Genomic DNA, 21,767 nt, shown 5'->3' with positions numbered 1-21,767 from the left:
GCCCAGCCGCACCGGCGCCACTGGGTACCGGTGGCTACTGATCCGCCGCAACAACACCACCGGCGAACTGCCGTACTACCGCTGCTGGTCGCCGCGCCCGGTGCCGCTGCGCGAGCTGGTCCGCGTGGCCGGACGCCGCTGGACGATCGAGGTGTCGTTCCAGGCCGGCAAGACCCTCACAGGGCTCGATCAGCACCAGGTCCGCGCGCCTCACCCAGTACGGACCCGAGCCCGCCCCCGGCTACTTCTCCGCCGACGTCGCCGCAGATCCCGGCGACGTTGCCGAGGCCGCGAAACGGCACGCCGCCGTCCAGGCCGAGCTCGGCAACACCGAGGTGTTCCTGGCCACCGGACTCACCGCCGAACGCATCGCACCGTCTGGACCGACCCGGCCGCGGAGACGTCGAGCTCCTGGCCGCGATCGCCGCTCTTCCCGAGACGTTCGACGGCTGGCTCATCGTGGAGGTCGACGTTCCGGAGGCCGAAACCAACGTGACGTCAACTCAACTGTCGGCCCAGTGGATCGTCGATCATCTCGGCCCGGATGCGTTCTGAGGCGTCAGCCGGTGAAGACGTACTCCGCCTGGTCGCGGCCCTCGTACAGATCCCAGTAGAGCGGGGCGATCTGTTCCGGGGTGGCCGACGGGAAGCCTTCGGGGGCGTTGTCGCCGATCCAGGTGCTGATTGCCACGTGGGCTGCATACACGCCGGTGCCGGCGAGTTCGTTGTGCAGGTTGAGGACCCAGTTGCGCAGGGCGGCGGCGGCCGCGTTGACGTTGCCGAGCATCGGGTTCGGGTTGACCGAGCCGCCGCCGGTGGTGAACAGCAACGTGCCGGCGCCCGCGTCGCGCATCGCTGGCAGTACGGCGCGAGCTGCGGTGACCGCGCCGTACAAGTTGTACTCGAGCTGCGGCTGGAGGTCGTCGACGGTCGACTCGCTCGGCGTGACCATGGTCAGACCGGCAACCGGCGTATGCGGAGCCGGCGAGTACTCGAGGACGTCTACTGAACCGAAACGGGCCGCGGCGGCGTCGAGTGCGGCAGTCAGAGCGGGGCGATCCATGATGTCGGCGGGAAAGGCGGCCGCCTTGATGCCGTCTTGGCCGAGTTGCTCGACCAGGGCGTCCAGCTTGGCCGGCGTACGGGCGATCAGGGCGACGTCGAAGCCGCGGCTGCCGAACGTACAGGCGATGGCGAGACCCATGCCTGGGCCTGCCCCGACGATAGCGATAGTGGGCACGATCAGAACTCTCTCTTTTGTTGGGGTTTACGAGCAGGTGATGGCGAGCTTGCCGAGGGCACCGGCCTCGAAGGCAGCGAAAGCCTCGGGTGCCTCCTGCAATCCGTAGGTGGCGGTGACCGGCACGCGCAGCTCACCCGAGGCGGATCGCGCGGCAAGGTCGGACAGGGTCTTCGCGTTGGTGTCGGCCATCACCACGTGGACGGCGACGTCCGGGCGCTCGATGGCGTCCGCGCTCATGATGCGCGTCGACGCGATCCGTCCGCCCGGCCGCAGCAAGCTCGCCAACTGCTCGATGTCACCCGCGAGGTGCAGCACCGCATCCACCCCATCGGGCGCTATCGCGCGCACCTGTGCCTCCAGGTCGCCGGTGTAGTCGACCAGTTGGATCCTCGAACCAGTCAGCCCAGAGACGAACTCGGCTTCGGTGCCGGAGCGCGCGGTCGCGATCACCGTCGCGCCGCGCTGGGCCGCAAGCTGAACGGCGAGTGCACCGACGCCACCGGTCGCGCCGGAGATCAGTAGCGTCTCCCCTGCCGCCGGGTCCACCGCGTTGACCGCGTCCAGCGCCGCCGTACCGGCAAGCCCCAGGGCACCCGCGTGCTGAAGACTCAGCCCGTCCGGAATCGCGACGACACCGTCCGCCGCCGACACAGCGACGTACTCCGCCATGGAGCCGGCGCCCAGGAAGGGCTTCCGTACGACGCCGAAGACCGCGTCGCCGACCGCGAACCCGTTCACGCCGTCGCCGAGCGCCTCAACGGTCCCGGCGAAGTCCATCCCGACCACCAAGGGGAAGCGATGCTCCATCGCCCCTTGCAGGTAACCGGCCGCGGTCGAGGCGTCGAAGCCGTTCACCGACGAGGCCGCCACCTTCACCAGCAGCTCACCCGCCGCCGGGCGAGGGATCTCCACCTCACCGACCGACGGAGCGGCGGGAGTGGATTCGAGGACTACGGCGCGCATGACATCACCTTCCATAAGTGGAACGGCCTACCCGTTTCCAGTTCCAGCATAGGCATAAGTGGGCCGGGCGTTCCAGTTCGCTAGACTGTGACCATGACCGAGCCGCCAGGACTCCGCGCCGACGCCGAGCGCAACCGCGACCGCATCCTGGCCGCAGCCCGCCGGCTGTACGCCTCCGAAGGGCTGGCCGTGTCGATGGCCTCGGTCGCCCGCGAGGCAGGAGTCGGCAAGGCGACCCTCGCGCGCCGGTTCGCGACCCGCGACGAGCTCGTCACCGCCGTCTTCGCCGACCGCATGGACGCGTACGCCGCTGCCGTCGACGAGGCGCTCGCCGATCCCGATCCCTGGCGCGGCTTCACCGGGTACATCGAGGCCGTCTGCGCGATGCAGGCCGCCGACCGCGGCTTCGCCGACGTCCTGACCATGACGTTCCCGGCCGCCAAGGCGCTGGAGACCCGTCGTGCCCAGGCGTACGACGGGTACGTCGAGCTCGTCTCCAGGGCCAAGGCCGCCGGGCGTTTGCGCGACGACTTCAGCCCGGAGGACCTCGTCATCCTCCTCATGGCCAACGCGGGCGTCGTTGCCGCGACCGCCGACTCCGCTCCGGACGCCTGGCGCCGCCTGGTGAGCCACATGCTCCGCTCGTTCGCCTCTCCCGGCACGGAGGCGCCGCTGGCCGAGCCGCCTACGCGTACGGCGCTCTACCGCGCGATGATCCGCTTCGGGCGACCGAGAGCGTCATACCTCTGACTTCATCGCCGGCCTGGTACCGGTGCGCGGCAGAGCGGCAGGAGCACTCTGATGAGGCTGGTCGGGGCCGCGGTGGATGCGGAGTGGTACACGGTCGACGACATCGATGTCCGGGAGGCGCACGCGGATGGCGTGGTAGGACGCGTCCCAGCGGCGACTCGGGCTCGGCCCCGGGGTTCCAGATCAATCGCTCGCCCTCCGGGTATGCACCAGGCTGCAAATCTGGTTCCCCTCTATGTCAAGAGCGGCGGTCTCTTCGCCGTGGGAGTGTGCGCCGCGGCTTGTCGCCGTCAAGGTCGTTCGTCCGACGGGGCGCTGCACCTTGACGGCTCCGGCGCGTCGTCGTAGTGGGCTGGCTGTCGAGGCCGCGTGGGGTTGAGTTGGGCCGGGATCGGGGTAGCGTCGGTGGTGCGGGTCCGGGCTGTGGCTTATCCGAAGAGCCGATGTCCGGGGTGTGTAGGTCGGCCGCGCTGGATTGTGGAGTCGCCCCCGATTGCCCACCCGGATCCGTTTGTTCGGCGATGGTTTCGTCGGCGTGCGCATCCGCGACGAGCTGGCGGTAGACGGCGTCGGACAGCCGCCGCTTGAGGCAACGCAGGGCCTCCATCGGGGTCTTGGACTCGGCGAGCTTGCGGCGGTAGTAGGCGCGGCCTTCGGTGTCGTGGCGGATCTGCACGATCGCGGCGATGTGCAGCACGTGGTTCATGCGGCGGTTCCCGGCGCGCGACAGCCGGTGTCGGATCTGGTCTCCGCCGGAGGCGTCCAGTGGCGCGGTGCCGGTCCAGGAGGCGAAGTGGTTGCGGTCGGGGAACCGGGCCACGTCACCGACGTCGGACAAGATGCGGGCGGCGCCGGCAGGCCCGATCCCGTGCAGGTCCATCAGGTGCGAGCCGCGAACCACGACCGCGCTGCGGAGTTCGTTCTTGATCGCTTTCAGCTTGGTGTCGACTGCGATCAGGTCTTCGATCTCCTCCGTGGCCATCCGCCGCATCGTCTTACCTACAAGGGTTCTCGGCTTCATCGTCGCCAGCAGCCGCTTGGCCTGGAGCGCTGACAGATCGCGTTTGGCGCCGCCTGGAATCAGCTCCGTGAGCAGGCGTTGAAGCCGGTTCACCGTCTGCACCCGCCGATGGGACAGCTCGTCACGACGATCGGTCAGCAGCCGCAGCGCGATCAGCTCCTCGTCAAAGGCCAGCTGGTTCAGCCGCGGCGTGCGGAGCGCGACCATGGCCACGGCGTGCGCGTCGGTGGCGTCGGTCTTACGTGCGTTGCCGGTGTCGAAGACGCGCACTCGCGCTGCCAGCTTGGCAGGCACATCGACGACCGCCTCGCCCTGGGCGAGCAGCCGCTGCGCAAGTGGTCGGCCCACCCCATGAGCACCCTCGACCGCCCACCGACGATGCGGCCACTGCTTGTGCACGTACTTGATCATCAACCGGCAGCCAGTGCTGTCGGTGCCGAACCGACCGGTGGCCAGCACCTGGCCGTGCTCGTTGACCGCCTCGATCGTCACCGACTTCTTGTGTGGGTCCACACCTACGATCACTTGGCTCATCTGTTCGACCTCCTCCTCCCTCGAGCTAGGGTCGGCAAGGACGGGCAAAGCTACTTCGAGCCGGGCAATCCCCTCTGGAGCCACGCCTCACCACGGCGCCCGACGAGACCGCATGCCAGATGAGAGCCACACCCATCATGGTGGGCAGCCGCTGATATGAGAGCGTCCCGCCAGACACCTCGATAACAGCCTGGCCTGGCTGCCGCCGTACAAGAAGTCAACAAGTAGCCGCCTCCTAGCCTGCAAATCTGCCAGGCCGATGATTGCAAATATGCCGCGGTCTGGCTGCAGATCTGCCGCTCGCCCATCCGGCCGGGGCACCCCGATTCTCGACCCTCAGCTCGCCACTCTCTGTAGCCAGCGATACAACCAGAGGATGACGCGAAAGCCAGGACCAGCTTTCGAACTGGAAGGCCGGACTAGCAGGCTCGGCAGAGCCTGCCACCCACCTCTTTACGCACCTCAATCAGCGCGAGAGGATGGTCAGCGATGAGAACCGATGCGAGCGCAGCCACCCGCGAATCCCTTATCAGTAAGAACTTTCGCGCACTATCGGCAAACGTCGATCAGCCTCAGCTGGAAATCAGCGGGTTCGGGGTTTGAGTCCCTGGCGGCGCACAACAGCCCAGGTCACGCAAGTGTCCTGGGCTTCGTTGTGTCTGCCGCACACCACTTACGCACCATTTTCCCGGTTCGCCGCCTCCCGCTAGCCCTCGGGCTCTCCGCCCCGATCTTCACGTCCGCCCGGTGTCGCCTTCGGCAAGACCAAGACGGCGGCCGAGCGCGCCCTGCAGCAGAAGCTCCAGGACCGCGCCAAGGCGAACCAGTCCAGCGAGCTCACCGCGAAAACCTGCTGCGCGGTCATCTCGATCGCTGTCCGCTGCGGAGCTATCTCCGTCAATCCGGTCCGCGAGATCGAGACCATCGAAGCTGCACCCAAGGTCCCTCACCGAGCCTCATCACCGCGGACTCGGCGGCCTCCACACCGCTCCGGATGAAGGGAACGCTTGAGTCCGGAACGGGAACAGATGTCGGTGCGGCTCGGCGACTGTTCACGGAGGATGGTCATCGTTAAGGTGAAAGCGCAGCAGCGTTGAGCTCGGGGGCCGGGTCTGCGAGCTTGGGGGCGCCTGGCGGCAGCTGGGGTGAGTGATGGGGTATCGGGATCGGCTGGACGGGCCAGGGCCGCGAAAGTTGCTGGCACTGGACGGTGGTGGTATCCGCGGGGTGCTGACGCTCGAGGTGCTGGGGCAGATCGAGCTGATGCTGTGCCGGGAGTTGAAGGCAGGCGACGAGTTCGTGCTGTCGGACTACTTCGATTACATCGCCGGCACGAGTACCGGCGCGATTATCGCGGCCGGGCTGGCGCGTGGAATGCGAGTCGACGAACTGCGGGAGCTGTACGCGACGCACGGGGCGGAGATGTTCGACCGGGCTTCGCTGATCAAACGGTTCAAGTACAAGTACGACAGCACGCGGCTGGAGGGCTTGCTGCAGGACATCTTCGGGGCAGCGGTGACTCTTGGGGACCCGCAGCTCAAGTCGTTGCTGATGATGGTGCTGCGGAACGCGACGACCGACTCGCCATGGCCACTGAGCAACAACCCGCGGGCAAAGTACAACGAGGATAGTCGGCTGGACAGCAATCTGCGGCTGCCGTTGTGGAAACTGGTGCGCGCCAGCACGGCGGCGCCGACGTTCTTCCCAGCCGAAGCCGTGTCCGTTGGCGAGCAGGACTTCGTGTTCGTCGACGGCGGGCTGACGATGTACAACAACCCCGCGTTCCAGCTGTTCCTGATGGCGACGATGGAGCACTACAAGCTCGGGTGGCCCACGGGCGAGCAACAGATGCTGGTCGTGTCGGTCGGGACCGGGACCAGCCCGAAGGCCGACGATCGGCTGCGGCCCGGCGACATGAACCTGCTGTTCAACGCATCCTCGGTTCCGGCGGCGCTGATGAGCGCGGCGCTGAACGAGCAGGACATGCTCTGCCGGACCTTCGGTCGCTGCCGGCACGGCGCGTCGATCGACAACGAGATCGGCGATCTCCGGGGAGAGCCGGGTCTGTTGAAGGAGCGGCTTTTCACGTACGTCCGGTACAACGTGGAGCTGACCCGGCCCGGGCTCAACCAACTCGGCCTGCACGACGTTCGGCCGGAGGACGTGCAGCGGCTCGACTCGATCGCTCACATCGGCGCCCTGCAGCGGGTGGGAATGCGGTTGGCGCGGGACGTAGATCGGCGGCACTTCGAGGGCTTCCTCGGGGAGTGAGAACGGTATGGATCCTCCGTCGCACACGCTCATCGTCCGGCCCGCCCGGACGACCAGTCGTACCGCGTCGTCCCATACACGTTCGTCATGCAGCGGCGCGTCGGCCAGCGACCCAAGACCGACGAGTCCGTCGTTAGACTCCGGCATGGATACTTGGCAGCTTGTGGGCTCCGAGGCGGTTGGCATACATGTTCGCGACCCGGACGAGCTCGTCCTCGGCCTCACCGCGCTCGGACTCCCCCGGTCCCGCCCCGTCGTCGTCCTCGTCGGCGGGGCGGGTCGGCTGTCCCCTGCTGACCTCGACCGGCTGCGGCCGTTGATTGCCGACGGTCTGATACCGATCCTTGAAGAGCAACAGGCGATCGCTATCGATGGCGGCACCAATGCCGGCATCATGCGTCTTGTCGGCGAGGAACGGGTACGCCGGTCCGCAACGTTTCCGCTCATCGGAGTCGTTGCCAACGGCACCATTCACTGGCCTGGAGAGCTGGCCTCGGACGACACCGCGGAGCTGGAGCGCCACCACACCCACTTCGTCGTCGTGCCCGGCGACGAATGGGGTGCCGAGGCGCCCTGGATCGCGCACACCGCAACGGCCCTTGCCGGCCCCGCGCCCTCGGTCACCGTTCTCGTCAACGGCGGCGAGATCGCGTTCGCCGACGTCGCGAACAGCGTCGAGGCCGGCCGACCAGTCCTCGTCATCGCGGGCAGCGGCCGCACAGCCGACCAGTTCGCCGCCGCACTCCGCGGCGACCCCGCCGACGAGCGAGCCGAAGACCTGAGCACGTCGGGCCTGGTGTCCTCGGTGTCACCCGAACCGCAGCCGATGCGCGCAGCAATCGGATCGGCCCTCGAATGAGGTAGTCCATGGCACAGCTTCCCCTTTGTTTCGTCCTGATGCCGTTCGGCCGCAAGCCGGACCCGACAGGCCGGCCGGACATCCCCTTCGACCAGATCTACGAGACCGGCATCAGGCCGGCAATTGTGGCAGCCGGCATGCACCCGATCCGTGCTGACGAGGAGAAGCTCGGCGGCATCATCCACAAGGCGATGTTCGAGCGGCTGCTGGTCTGCAAGTACGCGATCGCCGACCTGACCACGAGCAATCCCAACGTGCTCTACGAGCTCGGGGTCCGGCACACCGCGCGGCCAGGTACGACCCTCACGATCTACGCGCAGTCGACCCCGCTGCCCTTCGACGTGCGGATACTCCGCCGGCAGCGGTACACCCTCGGGGCCAAGAATCAGTTCACGGCTAGTGCAGCGGACTTGCTGTGCAAGAAGATCACCGAGCATCTCGAGGAGATGCGCGAGCAGAGCCGTCATGAGCAGGTGCAGGACAGCCCACTCTTCGACCTGGTGCCGACCTGGAGTCCGAAACTGCTCACCGAGGCAGCAGCCGACGCGTTCCGCGCCGATGTGCGAGCGAACGAGCAGCTGAAGGTCAAGCTCGGTCGACTTCGCGCCCTCGGTCAGGAGACCAGCCAGCGCGACCACGTCCGGACCGAGCTGGCCGCGATCCGCGCGATAGCCCTCGCGGATGGTTCGCCCGACGTCGGTGTGCTGACCGAGCTGATCCTTGCCCACCGATCGATCAGCGACTGGTCCGGCATGATCGACGTGTACAACGAGATGCCCGACGGCTTGCAGCAACAGGCGCCGATCCGGCAGCAGACGGCGCTCGCCTACAACCGCCGTGCGGAGCTGGATGGTCCCACGGCGGCCGCGGACAGGCCCGAGGCGATCAGCATGCTGGAGCAACTGGAGAAGGATCAGGGACCCAGCTCCGAGACGTCCGGACTCCTCGGCCGCATCTACAAGGCACAGTGGCTCCGGGCGCGCGCAGCCCACGACTCGGATCGCGCTCGGGAACGTCTGAATCTCGCCGTGCGAGCCTACGACCGCGGCTTCGAGACCGACTGGCGCGACGTCTACCCCGGAGTGAACGCGGTGACCCTGCTGGAAGCTCAAGGCACCGAGCGCGCGCTACGCCGGAAGAACGAGCTGCTGCCTGTCGTCCGATTTGCCGCGAAACAACGGCTCCGAGCAATGGCGCCTGAATACTGGGACTTCGCCACGATGCTTGAGGTCCACGTCCTCGACAACGACATGGACAGCGCTGAGGAAGTGCTGCAACAGGCCGTTGCCGCTGGCGCTGAATGCTGGCAGCGGCAGTCCACCACAGACAATCTGCGGATCATCGAGAGTGTCCGCCGTGAGCGGGGCCAGGCAGTCAGCCGCTTGGCAGGCATCATCGATGAGATCAAACCGCCCGACAAATAGGTCGTCGCATCTAACTACTTGGGATGTAGGTTGGCAATCCCTGCAACCGTAGAGACTTGCGTCGCGGATCTGAGCTCGGGGAACCGGCGTCGAGATCACGGTGTCGGCGGGGAATTGCGTGCGGGCTTCAGCCGCGGAGGCGGCCTGACGGCGCCAGTACGGAGATTCGCTCGGCAAGAGCGAAGTCGATCGCGGCGGGGGTCGGTCCGGAGGTCGAGGTATCGGCGGGCATACCGTCGGGCAGGGCGGCAGATCGGGGAAAGGTGCCGCTCGCGAGCTATGGGTTCCTGGCCGGAGAGGGTCGATCCGCTTCGCATGAGAGGCCGGCCCGGCCGCGCTCCGACGGCACCAGTTTGCAGGCCAGTGCGAGTCATCGGAGTGTAACGGCGTCGTCTGCACTTGACCTCGAGACCAAGTACGCCGCGGCGCTACGCAAGGTGTTGGGTGCCTACATCGAGGTAGCCCGCCGACCCGAACCGGCGAGGCACGAAGGTGACTCGCTCGACCATCGGATTGCTGATTCTCGCACCGTTCGCCGACCGCAGCCGGGTGTGGGGGTCAGCATGCGGAGAACTGTGTGCGGCCGGGGATGGTCTTTCCGACACGGAGGTCGGAACTCTCTTCTTCCAGGAACCTCTCGACATTCCACTGGGTGCAGGTCTGGCCGTTGCGGCCGTCCGCGGCGTCTTGGGTGCTGACGAAGGACACGCTCGCCAGCAGCCGACCGTCCTCGGTGGTTTCGAGTGCGAGCAACTGCACCTGCGAGTCGTACGTGGAGCGATATCCGGTGAGGAACTCGTCCCGACTCAGCTTCGCCCGTTCGCTCTGCGTGTGGATCGAACGAAACTTGGTGAAGTTCCGCTGGTTGATGGCGACGAAGTAATCGGTGAGGAGGGCAACGACCGCTCGAGCGGCGGGGTGCTCAGCCGCATCGGGTGCTACCGCGACAGTCTCGTTGCCCACGTACGGCGTCGTGGTTTGCGTCGGCTCCACCGAATCCGTCTGCGTGGGTTCATCGGAGTTCGTCGGTGTGGGTTCTTCCGAGGTTGTCGGTGGCGGGGGCTCGGAGGGCGTAGGCAGGGTGGACTCGGTCACCGATGGGTCCTCGGCAGATGTCGAGGAGGCTGCGACGGGGACGTTGCCCGAACTCTCGATCATTCGGTGGTGGACCACGGCAGCCGCGCCAACGATTCCGGCGATCATGATGACGGCGAATGCGATGCTGAGCGCGACGTATCGGCTGGCGCGGTCTGCGATCGGAACGCTGAGAGTGTCGTCGCGCAGAAAGATCTCCTCACCGTCCGCGAACCGTGCCCCACAATTGGCGCAGAACGTCTGCCCCGACCCGCGGCGGGCGCCGCATTCGGTGCAGGCTGAAGATGTCGAATTGGACATGGTCACGTGCGCCGGTAGATCAGTGCGGTGCTGCGTGGGCGTGTCGATAGCAGCCGCCGAGCACAGTAGCCATGAAGAAGCTCAACTCGAGCGGAGCGGCCGGCAAGCCGCGCGACCGACACGTTGGAAAACCGTCCCATATGAATCTGCCCCCACCGACGACGGTACGGCGATCGATTCGGCTGGTCCAGATCAGGACTGAAAGGGGGGAGCGGGAAAGCGCCAACAAGCAAATGCTTAATTGCAGCAATCGATTGGGCGCGTTTCGCCGCAGGAGATGTGAGCGGAGCGGATGGCTTGTATCACGGGCGGCTCGGGCGGACTCTGATGAGTGTGATCATCCCCGAGATGACTCGTCACAACGACTGACTTCTATTGTGTGATCGCGGTGGTCCCCTTGACTCACGACATCTTCGTTTCGCACTCGTCGGTCGACGTCAGGATCGCACGCGAGATTTGTTCATCTTTGGAAGATCTCGGCCTCACGTGCTGGATCGCTCCCCGAGACATCGTGCCAGGGCAATCGTGGAGTGGCGCGATCGTCAAGGCAATCCAGCAGAGTCGGGCGCTCGTCGTCGTACTGTCAGAGCCGGCGAATGCGTCGGTCGAAGTCCTCCGTGAAGTCGAGTTGGCTGCGCGGGGACGGAAGACAGTCATCGGCGTCCGGATCGATGACATTCAACCGTCGCCCGACCTCGCCTACTTCGTTTCGTCTGTGCAGTGGGTCGATGCGTTCCCGGGACCGGTACAGCAGCGGCTCGCAGGGCTCGCCCGGGTCGCTGCCGGGCTTGTCGGGGCGCCGGTGCCCCCCGTGGAGGAGTCACCCAAGAGTCCGGAGTTTGTCGAGGTCGACCTGGACGACTTCAACCGGTCGTCACGGCGCCGCACCGGATTCGTCCGTGGAATGTTCAAGGACCGATGATGGTCAGAACGTCCGTTACAGCCATGATCGGGCGTGCGGTCGCCCTGGTCGGTGCGGTCGTCGTCGGAGTATCGCTGACTCAGCCCACGGTGGAGGGCGGCGGGAGTTTCTGGCTCGCCATCGACCGCGGGCGCTACTTCGTCGTCGGCGGGGCGACAATCGCGATCGTCCTGTTGATCGTCAGCCTGTTCGTCGCCACCGAGCTGCTCCTGTTCTGGGCGGCACTGATCGCCAGCTTCCTCCTCGGGTTCTTCGTGATCACCTGGGTCCAGTTCGAAGGGTTGGGCACGGCCTGGACCATCGGCATCGCAGGTTCTGCGATCACTCTCCTCGGCACCGCAATTGCCATGAGCCCGATGCTGGCCAGCCGAATGGCAGAACCAGCAGGGATGGCCTTCTTGCCGGCCGAAGCCCCACTGGCAGATCCCGTCGAGCCGGCCAGGTCTTCTGCTTTCGAACCCGGGCGGCCCGCGGCCGGTTGGTACGAGGATCCCTCCGAGCAAACCCAACTCCGCTACTGGGACGGCGTGGAGTGGACTGACAAGACGCGCTAGCGCCATTCAGGAAGGAGCATCATGACCGAGCGCCTCAACCCGCGATTCCCTCCCCCGACAGGGCCTCCGATCGAGCCGCCGGTGGTACCCGGCGCCGATCACACTTCACCGCAGGTACCACCGGATGCCTGGTCGGCCGCACCGGGCGATGCATCGCCCGGTCCATCGGCGGATCGGATGACCACCGACGCGCCGCGCCAGTCGTCGTCGCCCGGATGGGCCCCGCTGGGGGACATGTCGGCAGCAACTCGGGAGAGTCTCTTCGCCCGAGCCCGGAGTGGCGACCGCGAAGCTATCGCGACGATGTTCAGGCAGTTTCTGCCGAAAGGTGAAGAAGTTCTCGAGTGCCATTATCTCGGCGTGCTGGGATTCTGGGGCATAGGGACACACAGTTTTGCTGCTGTCACGCGCCGGCGGGTCGCGACGCTACGCATCTCCGTTGCCGGGGGCGTTCAGTACCAGGACGGCCTGCTCCAGTTCATCAACGCGGCAGCTGTCTTCCAACCGTCGAAGGTTCTGCTCTACGTCACGACATGCCTTGTCTCACTTGTGTTCGCGATCATGGGGAGCTACTTCGGGTTTGCCGGCGTGATCCTCCTCTTCGGATTGAGCCTGCTATTGCTGCCGATCACAGTTCGCCTCCATTACCGTTTCCAGAAGAGCGGGATCGTCTTGTCGATTCGGGAGGGTTTCTCGCTGTACTCATTCATCGACCGCAAGCACATGCGACTCGCCAACCAGCTCTACAGGCTGGCCGGGGACCTCCGAGAAGACCGACTACGAAGTCTGGGACGCCCGTAGCAGCGAGTCGGCATTCTGGCGCCGAGTCCCACGGGACTGGGCAACGCCGGACGCCGCGCCCAACTCACACCACGGGGGCCGCTGAAAGCAGGGGGACGCAGAGCGAGCTCCACCGAGCGGCGCACAGAGGTGATCGAGAACGCCCAGCGGGCGCTCGATCCCAGCTCCGTCGCAGATTAGGCAGTCAGGTCGTGAGTTGTCCTGGACGGCTCACTGTTGACGGCTGCGGGTTCACGGCGCCCACACATTCGACGTGGGTGGCTGACTCCGGCGACACCGGCTCCAGTCCGCACGTCCAACGCCGTCGTCACGTCCCGGTGCGGCGGCCGCTGAAAGAGGGTGTCGTAAACATCTGGGTCGACTACGACGTTGTCCGCTCGCACCTCGCGGCATCCTCGACGGCCCACCGGTCGATGCCTGGAGAAATCTCACAGCGCATGACGTTGAGGCGCTTGGCCTGGCTCTGCGTGTTACCTGGAGACGCTGTGCTCAGTTGCGCGTCACGGTGACTGCAGGGCCCCATTGCCAGCGCCGATCCGGACGTCGTACGTCGTCTTCGGTGCGCTGATGGTGGCGCGGCTGGTGATGGCGCTCGACGCCGAGGAAGTCGACATCGAGCTCGCGGACCGGGCCCGGCCAGTGCGGTTCGCTCTCGGCTGCGTGAGGCGTTCGCCTTGGCGGGCGCATTCGCGCTGATCGGGCTGTTCTCGTCCCTCGGCGAGATCATCGTCCCGTGGGGAGCTCGGCTACAACTCGTACTTCGTCGCCGGGCTGGCGCCGTTCGTGAGGTCCGCAGCGTCCGTAAGCGCACAACTTGCGCTCGGCCGCCTCACGCATCCAAAAGTCCTTGCGGTCGGCACGGTCTTGTTCCCGATCGGTCTCGCGCTGACCGCCGTGTCCCTGTACCAGCCGACGCTCTTGCTCTTCCTGACCGCCGCGGCCCCGGAGCTGCAGATCCCGCGCCAGGCGCAGTACGTCACCGTCCAGTGGCGGATACGCGTCCCGGTCTGAGAGACCGGGACGCGCGGCATGTTCGCGGTTGCCTGGCTACTGGACAGTGAACGTGCGAGTGGCGGTAGCGAAATAGCCGCCCACGATGCTGGGGGAAATCCGGAGCGTGTGCTGGCCGCTCGCCAAACCGGTCGCGGTGAACGGCGACGTGCAGGAACCGAGGAACTCGCCGTCCAGGATGCACTGGGTGCCATCGCCGTTCACGGCGGAGGTGTCGAACGGGATCGACACGTCCGGACCGTTCACGGCCGGGACGTCCGCGATCACGACGTTGTGTCCTTGCCAGGTGAGGTCAACGATGCGTTCGGTCGTGGTGTTGTACACGGGGGCACTGAAGCTGAGCCCACCACCACCGAGAAAATCACCGGCGTCGAAAGACTGGATGATGTCACGATCCCCAGATCTGGTCAGGACGGCGAGCTGCCGGCCGACGGTGTCCCACTCGAGATCCTCGATGGTCTGTCCCTCTACGAAGCCGAGGTCGGCCACCGTGGCCGTGCCACCGTCGGGCGGCAGGAACGCGACCAGTCCGCGCGTGCCCGCCGGCGCGTACGCCAGGACGTTCCCCGTCGGTGACAGCACAGCTCGCGTAGCACCCTCAGAACCCTCGAGAGTGGCGATCCGTGCCCCTTGCCCCGCCGCCTCGACACGGGTCAGCGGCGCCCCGGCGAGGCTGCCGTCCTGCACGATCAGCGAGTGGTTGTCAGGGTGCCAGATCGGATGATCCAGGTTGCAGCCCACCCTGACCACGGACGAGTCGGACAACGTCAGGATGTCGACACAGGCGGACGAATCGCTGCCCACCACGTTGAACGCGATCCGGGTGCCGTCCGGCGACCACGCCGGATGCGCGATGCCGGCTCCGGACCGGACAAGCCTGTCGGCGCCCTGCTGACGAACCCACAGGTTGTCGCCGAGAACGTACGCGATGTCGATGCCGTTCGGCGCGCCCGTCACCTCGGTGGCGTCCGTCGGCGCGTTCTCGACCGGCACGATCTGAGTGGCCTTCGGCACCGCGAGACTCCCAAGCACGACCGGCTCGTTCGGCCGCCGGACGAGGGCTGTTACCTGCTCCCTCGCCCTGGCCAGCGACACTCGGTCGCTCGGTTGCCCTTCGAAGAACTCGTTGACAGCGGACACTCGGTACGTCGCGAACGAGTCTCCGTTCCATGCCTCGGTCCAGTGCGTCTGGTCCGCCGGCACCGTGAACCTGGTCTCGATCCCGTTGACCGAACGCTCGACGACGAATCCCACAGGTGCGGCGTTGCCCCAAAATCCCGGGCTCCAGGACAGGTCCACCCCGCTGTACGTCGCATCCACCGCGACCTTGTCGGGCGCACCGGGGACGGTGTACACGCTGGCGCTCAGACGGACGCGGTGCTGCGTTCGCGCGGTGTTGTCGTCGATCTGCAGCGAAGTCAACGGGTCGTTGGGATAATCCGGCGTGAACGTCACGACGACGGCGCACGAGGCTCCGCGCGCAAGCTGCTGGCAGGCGAAGTCCTCCTGGCGTGTCCAGGTGGGATCGGCAGGCAGTGGCCTGATGCCCACGACGAGGTCCTTGGTGCCAACGTTCGTCAGCGTCACCCGGACGGTCCTCGGCGCGGTGTTGAGCTCGATCCGGCCGAGATCCACGCGCGGCGTGTCGATCGCCAACGCGGCGTACTTCTGCGTGCTCTTGATCCTGATCTCGCCGTACAGGGAGTTGCCCTCGGGGCAGGTGCCGGAGTACGTCGCACTCATCGTCGCGACCTGGAGGTCCGCGCTGTAAGCGATCTCGGCGACGTTCAAAGTGCCGTTGAGGTTGCATTCGTGGTCGTTCTGGCGCACGACGAAGGATTGGCCCCCGCTGCCGACCGCACGGCTTCCGGGCCCTGAGAGGAACGTCGGCAACGCAATCTGCAGATCCCCTGCGGACAGCGTCCGGACTCCGCCGGACGAGGACTGCGCTACCGAGCCGGCCACCCCGTCGGTGAACGCGGGAGCCGTCAGGTACGACGCGACATCGGCGTCGACGGTCAGGACGTCATTGCTACCGACAGCGGGGTCCGTCGCCGGCCTGATGCCTGTTGCGGTCGCGCTCGGCTGGCTCTCGCCGTCGACGTTCACCGCGATCACCCGGTACGTCGCACTGGCGCCCGCCTTTACACGGGAGTCGACCCAACTCGTCGCACCGGCTGGCAACTGCTTCGAGGCATCAGCCCACGCGCCGTTGGTACGAAGAGACTGGACCACATATCCCTCGGGAGCACCCCCATCGACGGGCGCAGTCCAGGCGACACCGAGACCGCCGAGGACCGGAAAAGTCTGTACGACAGTTGGTGCCCCGGGGGCGATGTCCACCTGCGCGGACCACTGTGGTGCAGCAGCCGCAGGGACAACCGCAGTGAAGGGCAACGACAAGACAAGGGCAGACGTCAGCAGCAGACGGGCGCGACGCATCAACACTCCATGATCGGGCGGATCCGGCGCACCCCGAGCGACACCGGCGAAGGTCAAACAGATATGTATCGTTCAAAACCCGCCGAGGGCAACCCTCCTGCAGCTTGTTGCAGTTCCCGTCAGTCACCGGCCCCGAAACGCCGGTCTTGGTCACCGCGGCCAGTTGCCGAGCCGGGGTGCAGGTGTACTTCGACGTCCAGGGAGGGGTCGGTCAGCCGTGTATTGCAGCGAGTGCGACGAGACCAGTGGGCCGATCTTGGTCTTCTCGGTCTGGATCCGGGGCAGGCCGTCCTCGTGATAGGTGAAGGTCGCAAGGCTCCCGTTCGGCTTCGTCATCGTGCACCGCAGGCCACGCCCGTCATATGACCACGGTCGAGCGGCCCCGCTGGCGACGTGCCCTCCTTGACCGTGGCGACCAGGTTCCGGACATCCCACGTGTAGCCGGTGTAGCGACCCATCGCCGGCGTGCCGGCGCTGGTGTCCGGGTTGCACTGGGCGTTGTCCTTCACCTCGGTCTACTGATCATTCAGGTCGTAGGCGTAGCTGAACGACCGGGACTCGGCCGGGCTGGTCGAGACCGCTTGATCGCATCCGCGCTGACGACCCCGGTCGCCGAGGGGTTCAGTGTGATCGTCTTCGCGACGTCGTTCGGGAACGAGTAGTTGCCCAGGTTGATCCACGGAGTGGCCGCAGTGCAGTCTTCTGGTCTCGTGAAGCCACAGTCGTCGATTCGGCCTACCCAGCGGATTCGAGTGGCTACCCAGGGTTCCGGTCTGAGCCGGATTAATCACTGACTCGTAACGTTTTTGCCGAAACCGGGCCGGGATCCGTAACCTCGCTCCGATGCCTTCGACCGGTCCCTGGGGGGAACCTTGTTTCGCAAGCTCCTTGCTTCGCTTGCCGCGCTGACACTTGCCAGTGCGGCGGTTCTGTTCATTGTCCGTGCCGCCAACGCCGACGCCGCAAACATCAGCATCACCGCAACGCAGGCGACCACCGGCACGACGACGCTGACGTACCGGGCAACTGTCCTCAAGGCGGGCACGATCCGCGAGATCACGATGGCGATCCCCGCCGGAACCACCGGACGCGTTACCTCGGCGAACGGCACTGTGAGCTCGGTAACGAGCACCGTTCTCCGCTGGCGCCCGACGCGGAACATCACCGTTGCGGTCGGCGCCAGGCTGGCGATTCCGCTGTACGGTCTCAAGCTGCCGGCCGGCGGACCATGGACCTTGGGATTCAAGTCGATCGGTACGGCGGGGCAGGTCATCACCTCCGGCGCCGGCGTACTCCAACCCATCAAGACCTACACCGCGCAGGTCGCGGTTGTCGCGTCCAACCCGATCCCGGGCCAGACAACGAATCTCACGTATCAGGCCACCGTCACCAAGGCCGGCACCCTCGATGCCGTCCGCATGCAACTGCCGACCGGAGCCACCGGCACGTACACCACCATCAACGGCACGCTCTCCGTCGACAGCGGCTACGCGACCTGGAAGCCCAAGTCACCGATCAACGTCGCCGCCGGTGCACGCCTCGGAATCCCGGTGAACGGAGTCCAGCTCTCCCGGTACGGCGGAACGATGACGCTGTCCGTGTCCGCGACCACCGCCACCGGCACCGTCCTGACCAGCGGCAGCGCCAGCGTGCCGTTCATCGCCCCGCCCGCCGAGATGCCCGTCGTCGAGGCTGCCGGCTTCGCCTCACCACCCGCCGGGTGCCCCACCAACTGGCCGTCGACCACCACAGAGAACGCCAAGCCCGGCACCGGCGACTGGGTCATCCCGACCAGCATGAACGGATCGATGGCGGCCTACCTGACCCAGGTGTCCGCCGCGTGTGGTGACACCGTGGACCTGAAGGTCACCTCCGGGAACCTGGTGAGCGTCGTCGCCTACCGGATGGGGTACTACGCGGGCCTCGGCGCGCGCGAAGTCTGGCGGAAGGACGACGTACCGACCGTTGTCCAGGACAAGGCGGTCACCGGCGGTATCACCGGCGACGGCAAGGAACTGCGGATGACGTCGGCCGAGCACTGGACCAAGACGCTCAGCATCCCTGTCGACAAGGACTGGGCGCCGGGCACCTACCTGATCAAGGTCAGTGACGGATCGGTCGCAACCTACGCGCCGCTGACGGTTCGCGACGACACTGCCACGAAGCACGACCTGATGATCCAGCAGGCCACCGCGACTTGGCAGGCCTACAACAACTACGGCGGATCGGGCTTCTACACCGGCGGAGTCGACGGCGGATCGGGCCGGCTGACGTTCGACAGGCCGTACAGCGAGGGGCAGGGCTCCGGCCAGTACCTCAGCCTCGAGCAGGGGCTGGTGTTCTGGGCCGAGTCGAAGGGCCTCGACGTCACGTACTGGACCAACAACGACCTCGACCAGTACGGCGGCCAGCTCCCGACTCGCGCCAAAACGCTTTTCTTGCCCGGGCACGACGAGTACTACTCGTTGCGGATGCGGGCCGCACTCAGCCAGGCGATCGCCCGCGGCGTCAACGTGGCCAACCTCGGCGCCAACACTGCCTACCGCCTCATCACGTTCACCGACGACACCCGACGAGCATGGGACATCGACCGGTACACCGACGGCTACAACTCGACGACGTGGCGCTACCAGGGTGACGCGTACGCGTCCCAGCCGCTGCTCGGCGCGGACTACATCTGCCCGGTTCTGGGCAACACGCTGACTACCGGCACGGGCTGGATCTTCGATGGCGTCCCCAGCGGTACGCAGCTCCCCGGCTTCATTGCGGGCGAGGTCGACTACGTGTGGCCTGATCTCTACAAGAATCCCGGCCAGACGACGGTAGCCAGCGGCACCGGTACCTGCCGCTCGAACGGCCGCGCCGCCCCGATGCACATCACCACGTACACGGCCCCCTCGGGCGCACGGGTCCTCAACGGATCCACCTTCGCCTACGGTTGCTTCCTCGTCGGTCGCTGCCCATCCAACTGGACAGTCCCGTCCCCGGACGCCGCCTCACAGAAGGCCGTCGCAACCATCGTCGGCAACATCGCCCAATGGGTCTCCCAAGGCACCATCGCAGTCCCCGCCGACACCACCGCTGCCAAGCTACGCGTCGCCGTACCTAAGCACCCGCTGCAAACCAACACCCAGCCGTGAGGCGGCCTGAAGCGCGCCCCAATGACGGCTAGGTAAACAGAGCAACTGTCAGTCCTCCGATTCGATTCAGTACCCGCAAGCCATGTCGTCCGGCCAGACACCGTTCTGGCCGGACGCGTTTGCCTCGGTCAAATCCCTGGACGCGGTTGGGGAAGCCGGGTCAGGTGCGGTCCGGTGTCGTGGCAGGTACTGGTTCTGGGCGGATGGGTCCGGACGGTGACGGCCGGTCAGGGCGGCCTTCCACGTGGACGCGGGGCGTCCAGCGGTCCAGCCAGCGGGGCAGCCACCACGCTCGCGCCCCGAGCAGCCGCATCACCGCCGGGACCACCAGGCACCGAATCACCACGGCGTCGAGCAGCACCGCGACAGCCATCGCGAACCCGGTCTGCTGGAGCATCCGGTCCGGGAACAGCGCGAAGGACCCGAAGACCACGAACATGATCGCCGCAGCGGCGGTGATCACTCCGCCGGTGTGCGCGAGACCCTCCCGGATCGCGAGCTGCGCGTCGCCGGTCCGCAGCCACTCCTCCCGCATTCGGGACAGCAGGAACACCTCGTAGTCCATCGACAGGCCGAAGACGATGGCGAAGATGAACACCGGCATGAACGCCTCGATCGGGCCCGGAACGCCCCACAGGACACCGTCCTGGTACACCAGCTTCATCGCGCCGAGCGCGGCGCCGATCGACAGTACGTTCAGCAGCGCGGCCTTGACCGCGATCAGGACCGAACGGAACACGCTCATGAGCAACAGTCCGGACAGTCCGACCACCACGAGCACGAAGAGCGGGAACCGTTCCGAGATCGCGTTGGAGTAGTCGACCTGGGCCGCCGTGATCCCGCCCACGAGGGAAGAGTCGCCGAGGTCGTCGCGCAGGCCGATGACCAGGTCCGCGGTGGCCTCGTCCTGCGGTCCGGTCGTCGGCTGAGCCCGGATCAGGAAGACGTCGTCGTCCAGCCGCATCGGCGGGCTGACCCGGTCGGCCACGATGCCCGGGTGGCTCACGAGGTGGCGGTAGGAGGCGTCCGCCTGCGCACGGGAACCTTCTGTGACGATGACCAACGGACCGTTGGCGCCCGCACCCAGCTTGTTGCTGATCAAGTCGTAAGCGGCCCGCGACGTCGTACCTTCGGCGTCGTTCCCCGCGTCGTTGAACCCCAGATGCATGTCCAGCGCCGGCGCGGCCAGCGCACCGAGCGCGATCACCGAGACGACCAAGGCCGGCCACGGCCTGCGCTGCACGAACCGGGCCCACCGTCGCCAGCGCTCGCCGGGAGATCGCCGACTCTTCGCCGCCTGCTTCTGTACTCGCTTCTCGATCTTCTTGCCGAACAGGGAGAGCAGAGCCGGAAGCAGGGTCAGCGAGGCGACCATCGTGACGAGTACCGTGAGCGCGACCGCGGCGACCATGCCTTCGAAGGCCGGGATCCCGAGGGTGAACATCCCCAGCAGGGCAAGGATCACGCTGGCGCCGGCGAACAGCACCGAGCGCCCGGCGGTGTCGAGCGCACGACTCGTTGCCTGTACCCGCCTGGCACCGTGCAGCAGTTCGCTGCGATAGCGGCTGAAGACCAGCAGGGCGTAGTCGATGCCGACGCCGAGCCCCACCAGCACGAGCAGGGAGGTGGTGTAGTCCGGGATGTCGATTGCGTGCGACAGCAAGGCGACCAGCCCCATGGTGGTGCCCACGGCGAAGAGCGCGGTGATCAGCGGCAGGCTCGCTGCCAGGAGGGAGCCGAACATGAAGACCAGGACCACCAGCGCGGCAAGCAGTCCGGCGCCCTCAGCTCCTCCACCTCCGCCGCGCTCGACCTTCCGGATGCCCTTGCCGGCCACTTCGACTTGCAGATCGCCGGATGTATGCGCCCGGGCCGTCGCGATGAGTTGCTCGTACGTCGCTGCCGGCGCGGCGCCCTGCTCTCCGGCCAGCGAAACCTCGACGAGCGCGAGGGTGCCGTCTGCGGAGACCGTGCCCTGCCGGGGATCCGGCGGGGTGACCGCCTCGACCTGATCGATCGCGTTCAGGTCTCGCGTCAGGGCCTCGAGATCCCCACTGGTGGCCCAGCCTCGCTCGTCGTGCATCACCACGGTCACGCTGTCGCCGGTCTGCTCGGGGGAACGCTGCTCGAGCAGGTCGGCCAGTTGCTGTGACTGAGTGCCCGACAGCGAGACGTCACTGCCGTTCCCATAGCCGTCGCCGACGGCCCGGGCCGTGATTGTGACGGCGACCAGAAGCATGACCCAGGCGACCAGGGCGGTCCAGCGGCGCCGCTGGGCGAAGCCGGCCAGGCGCTCCATCCTGCTGCTGTCGGGCCTGCGGGTCTCGGGCGGGGACAGGTCGGGCACGGGAACCTCCATCGGTGGTTTGACTCCACCGATGGTGGCCGCCCGGACACCCGCGGGTCGTCGGGCTGCCGTTGTCAGCGGGTACGCGAT

General features: G+C 66.7%; 17 protein-coding genes. 10 read left to right on the top strand and 7 right to left on the bottom strand.

All coding sequences use genetic code 11. The annotated features are described in order from the left end of the window. Positions 1 to 559: 559 nt before the first annotated feature. Complete coding sequence (locus tag AB0I12_RS36635; RefSeq protein WP_359939085.1) at positions 560 to 1,240, bottom strand: SDR family NAD(P)-dependent oxidoreductase; 681 nt, start codon at positions 1,238 to 1,240, stop codon at positions 560 to 562. A 27-nt stretch (positions 1,241 to 1,267) separates the two neighbouring features. Continuing rightward, on the bottom strand, positions 1,268 to 2,206 hold the full coding sequence (locus tag AB0I12_RS36630; protein ID WP_359939082.1) for an NADP-dependent oxidoreductase: 939 nt from the start codon (positions 2,204 to 2,206) through the stop codon (positions 1,268 to 1,270). A 93-nt stretch (positions 2,207 to 2,299) separates the two neighbouring features. Here AB0I12_RS36630 and AB0I12_RS36625 point away from each other — a divergent pair, with 93 nt between their 5' ends. Beyond that, on the top strand, positions 2,300 to 2,956 hold the full coding sequence (locus AB0I12_RS36625) for a helix-turn-helix domain-containing protein (protein WP_359939079.1): 657 nt from the start codon (positions 2,300 to 2,302) through the stop codon (positions 2,954 to 2,956). A gap of 238 nt (positions 2,957 to 3,194) precedes the next feature. On the opposite strand, the gene AB0I12_RS36620 is transcribed toward AB0I12_RS36625, so the two are convergent. Next, positions 3,195 to 4,511 (bottom strand): IS110 family transposase, encoded by a 1,317-nt coding sequence (locus AB0I12_RS36620; protein WP_359939077.1) that lies wholly within the window; start codon positions 4,509 to 4,511, stop codon positions 3,195 to 3,197. Between the two features lie 1,152 nt (positions 4,512 to 5,663). On the opposite strand from AB0I12_RS36620, the gene AB0I12_RS36615 reads away from it, so the two are divergent. The 3 genes from AB0I12_RS36615 to AB0I12_RS36605 all read left to right on the top strand — a co-directional run bounded on the left by AB0I12_RS36615 (position 5,664) and on the right by AB0I12_RS36605 (position 9,065). Further along, complete coding sequence (locus AB0I12_RS36615; RefSeq protein ID WP_359939074.1) at positions 5,664 to 6,782, top strand: patatin-like phospholipase family protein; 1,119 nt, start codon at positions 5,664 to 5,666, stop codon at positions 6,780 to 6,782. A 163-nt stretch (positions 6,783 to 6,945) separates the two neighbouring features. Next, positions 6,946 to 7,641, top strand: a complete 696-nt coding sequence (locus AB0I12_RS36610; protein ID WP_359939071.1) for a hypothetical protein — start codon at positions 6,946 to 6,948, stop codon at positions 7,639 to 7,641. Positions 7,642 to 7,832: 191 nt separating this feature from the next. After that, positions 7,833 to 9,065 (top strand): TRAFs-binding domain-containing protein, encoded by a 1,233-nt coding sequence (locus AB0I12_RS36605; RefSeq protein ID WP_359939068.1) that lies wholly within the window; start codon positions 7,833 to 7,835, stop codon positions 9,063 to 9,065. 558 nt (positions 9,066 to 9,623) lie between these two features. Here AB0I12_RS36605 and AB0I12_RS36600 read toward each other — a convergent pair. Further along, the gene (locus AB0I12_RS36600) at positions 9,624 to 10,460 is read right to left on the bottom strand and encodes a zinc ribbon domain-containing protein (RefSeq protein WP_359939065.1); all 837 of its coding nucleotides are present in this window, start codon (positions 10,458 to 10,460) and stop codon (positions 9,624 to 9,626) included. 397 nt (positions 10,461 to 10,857) lie between these two features. On the opposite strand from AB0I12_RS36600, the gene AB0I12_RS36595 reads away from it, so the two are divergent. From AB0I12_RS36595 to AB0I12_RS36575, 5 genes are all read left to right on the top strand, one after another. Next, entirely contained in the window at positions 10,858 to 11,382 is a 525-nt protein-coding gene (locus tag AB0I12_RS36595; protein ID WP_359939062.1) for a toll/interleukin-1 receptor domain-containing protein, read from the top strand. After that, a complete protein-coding gene (locus tag AB0I12_RS36590; RefSeq protein WP_359939059.1) occupies positions 11,382 to 11,936 on the top strand; it encodes a DUF2510 domain-containing protein in 555 nt (184 codons plus the stop codon). The genes AB0I12_RS36595 and AB0I12_RS36590 overlap by 1 nt, the downstream gene beginning before the upstream one ends. Before the next feature lie 21 nt (positions 11,937 to 11,957). Next, a complete protein-coding gene (locus tag AB0I12_RS36585) occupies positions 11,958 to 12,737 on the top strand; it encodes a hypothetical protein (RefSeq protein WP_359939057.1) in 780 nt (259 codons plus the stop codon). A gap of 522 nt (positions 12,738 to 13,259) precedes the next feature. Beyond that, positions 13,260 to 13,433 (top strand): hypothetical protein, encoded by a 174-nt coding sequence (locus AB0I12_RS36580; protein ID WP_359939055.1) that lies wholly within the window; start codon positions 13,260 to 13,262, stop codon positions 13,431 to 13,433. Between the two features lie 168 nt (positions 13,434 to 13,601). Next, positions 13,602 to 13,748 (top strand): hypothetical protein, encoded by a 147-nt coding sequence (locus tag AB0I12_RS36575; RefSeq protein WP_359939053.1) that lies wholly within the window; start codon positions 13,602 to 13,604, stop codon positions 13,746 to 13,748. A gap of 36 nt (positions 13,749 to 13,784) precedes the next feature. Here the strand turns inward: AB0I12_RS36575 and AB0I12_RS36570 are convergent, their stop codons facing one another. Both AB0I12_RS36570 and AB0I12_RS36565 read right to left on the bottom strand, forming a co-directional pair. Further along, on the bottom strand, positions 13,785 to 15,983 hold the full coding sequence (locus AB0I12_RS36570; RefSeq protein ID WP_359939051.1) for a hypothetical protein: 2,199 nt from the start codon (positions 15,981 to 15,983) through the stop codon (positions 13,785 to 13,787). Between the two features lie 539 nt (positions 15,984 to 16,522). Continuing rightward, entirely contained in the window at positions 16,523 to 16,699 is a 177-nt protein-coding gene (locus tag AB0I12_RS36565; protein ID WP_359939049.1) for a hypothetical protein, read from the bottom strand. Between the two features lie 363 nt (positions 16,700 to 17,062). Here AB0I12_RS36565 and AB0I12_RS36560 point away from each other — a divergent pair, with 363 nt between their 5' ends. Next, the gene (locus AB0I12_RS36560; RefSeq protein ID WP_359939046.1) at positions 17,063 to 19,330 is read left to right on the top strand and encodes a N,N-dimethylformamidase beta subunit family domain-containing protein; all 2,268 of its coding nucleotides are present in this window, start codon (positions 17,063 to 17,065) and stop codon (positions 19,328 to 19,330) included. Between the two features lie 160 nt (positions 19,331 to 19,490). On the opposite strand, the gene AB0I12_RS36555 is transcribed toward AB0I12_RS36560, so the two are convergent. Continuing rightward, positions 19,491 to 21,677, bottom strand: coding sequence for an MMPL family transporter (locus AB0I12_RS36555; RefSeq protein WP_359939043.1), 2,187 nt, complete (start codon positions 21,675 to 21,677; stop codon positions 19,491 to 19,493). Positions 21,678 to 21,767: the final 90 nt, after the last annotated feature.

The organism is Kribbella sp. NPDC050459 (assembly GCF_040655315.1).
In the GTDB taxonomy this organism is placed as follows: Bacteria; Actinomycetota; Actinomycetes; order Propionibacteriales; family Kribbellaceae; genus Kribbella.
This window is presented reverse-complemented; position numbering and strand designations above follow the sequence as displayed.

Bases quoted from the DNA above. Each gene is read 5' to 3' on its own strand.
- AB0I12_RS36630 (WP_359939082.1), bottom strand. From the start codon at position 2,206: ATGCGCGCCGTAGTCCTCGAATCCACTCCCGCCGCTCCGTCGGTCGGT.
- AB0I12_RS36625 (WP_359939079.1), top strand. From the start codon at position 2,300: ATGACCGAGCCGCCAGGACTCCGCGCCGACGCCGAGCGCAACCGCGAC.
- AB0I12_RS36620 (WP_359939077.1), bottom strand. From the start codon at position 4,511: ATGAGCCAAGTGATCGTAGGTGTGGACCCACACAAGAAGTCGGTGACG.
- AB0I12_RS36615 (WP_359939074.1), top strand. From the start codon at position 5,664: ATGGGGTATCGGGATCGGCTGGACGGGCCAGGGCCGCGAAAGTTGCTG.
- AB0I12_RS36605 (WP_359939068.1), top strand. From the start codon at position 7,833: ATGTTCGAGCGGCTGCTGGTCTGCAAGTACGCGATCGCCGACCTGACC.
- AB0I12_RS36600 (WP_359939065.1), bottom strand. From the start codon at position 10,460: ATGTCCAATTCGACATCTTCAGCCTGCACCGAATGCGGCGCCCGCCGC.
- AB0I12_RS36590 (WP_359939059.1), top strand. From the start codon at position 11,382: ATGGTCAGAACGTCCGTTACAGCCATGATCGGGCGTGCGGTCGCCCTG.
- AB0I12_RS36585 (WP_359939057.1), top strand. From the start codon at position 11,958: ATGACCGAGCGCCTCAACCCGCGATTCCCTCCCCCGACAGGGCCTCCG.